The organism is Rhodococcus sp. NPDC057014 (assembly GCF_042673295.1).
Lineage (GTDB): Bacteria > Actinomycetota > Actinomycetes > Mycobacteriales > Mycobacteriaceae > Rhodococcus_F.
Genome location: NZ_JBHUSF010000635.1, coordinates 1 through 1,403 on the forward strand (window position 1 = coordinate 1; position 1,403 = coordinate 1,403).

1 protein-coding gene is annotated in these 1,403 nt (G+C 69.4%); it reads right to left on the reverse strand.

Annotated features, from left to right (window positions below; genetic code table 11):
• The coding region (locus ACFTZB_RS45620; RefSeq protein ID WP_378442598.1) for an NAD(P)-binding protein at positions 1–1,403 on the reverse strand (1,403 nt) is incomplete at both ends.

The window sequence follows — 1,403 nt, forward strand, 5'->3', positions numbered from 1 at the left end:
GCGAAATTCTTCAGATAGGCCGGGTAGTTCGACCCCCCGACCAGCGGAGCGATGATGCGTTCGGGGGTGACGACCTCCACCTCGGCGCCGGCGTCGGCGATGACTTCGGCCGCGCTCATCCCGGGGTGGTCACCGTTGTCGTCGAAGACCAGCACCGACTTGCCGGGTTTGACCTCGCGGGTGAGGATCTGCCAGGTGTCGGTGATCAGATTCGCGGGCCCGTCGACGATCTCGGTGTTCGGGATGCCGCCGGTGGCGACGATGACCACGTCCGGGTTCTCGGCGAGGATGTCGGCGGCGTCGGCGTAGGTGTTGTAGCGGATCTTCACTCCGAGCCGCGCGCATTCCTGCACCCGCCAGTCGACGATGCCGATCAGGTCTCGGCGCCGTTCGGGGGCGGCGGCGATCGCGATCTGCCCGCCGGGTGTGCTGGCGGCCTCGAGGACGGTGACGGTGTGGCCGCGTTCGCCGAGTACGCGGGCGGCTTCGAGGCCGGCCGGGCCGGCGCCGACGACGACGGCCTTCTTCTTCTCCGTGGCCGTCGGAACGATGTGCGGCAGTTGGGCTTCGCGGCCGGTGGCCGGGTTGTGCAGGCAGAGGGCCTCACCGCCCTGGTAGAGGCGGTCGATGCAGTATCCGGCGCCGACGCACGGGCGGATGCGGTCCTCTTCACCGTCGTGGACCCGCTGCATCAGGTACGGGTCGGCCATGTGGGCGCGGGTCATGCCGACCATGTCGAGCAGCCCCTCGCTGATCGCGTAGCGGGCGGTGGCCAGGTCCGCGATCCGCCCGGCGTGCATCACCGGGATGTCCAGTTCGTGCTTGACGCGGCCGGCGAAGTCCAGATGGACCGCGGCGGGTGTGCCCATCGGTGCGATGATCTTCGCCATCGTGTTGTCGGAGTCCAGGTTTCCCTTGATCACGCTGAGGAAGTCGATGCCCTCAGCGGACAGGCGGCGGACCGCCTCGATGCCCTCGTCGACGGCGTTGCCGCCGGCGCGTTCGTCGTCGACCCCCATCCGCAGTCCGATGACGAAGTCGTCGCCGACCCGGGCCCGGATGGCGCGGATGACCTCGAGCGGAAACCGCAGGCGCCCCTCGAAGTCCCCGCCCCACTCGTCGTCGCGGTGGTTGAGGGCCGGGGAGAAGAACTGGTCGAGCAGGTGGCTGTATGCCATCAGTTCGATGCCGTCCATGCCGCCTGCCTGGCAGCGTTCGGCGGCGTCGGCGTAGGCGGTGAGGATGCGGTCGATATCCCAGTCCTCGGCGACCTTCGGGAACGCCCGGTGCTGGGGTTCCCGGTCGCCGGAGGCGGAGACGACCGGCAGCCAGTCACCCTCGTAATTGCTGGTGCGCCGCCCGGCGTGGGTGACCTGGCACATGATCAGCGCGCCGTGCTCGTG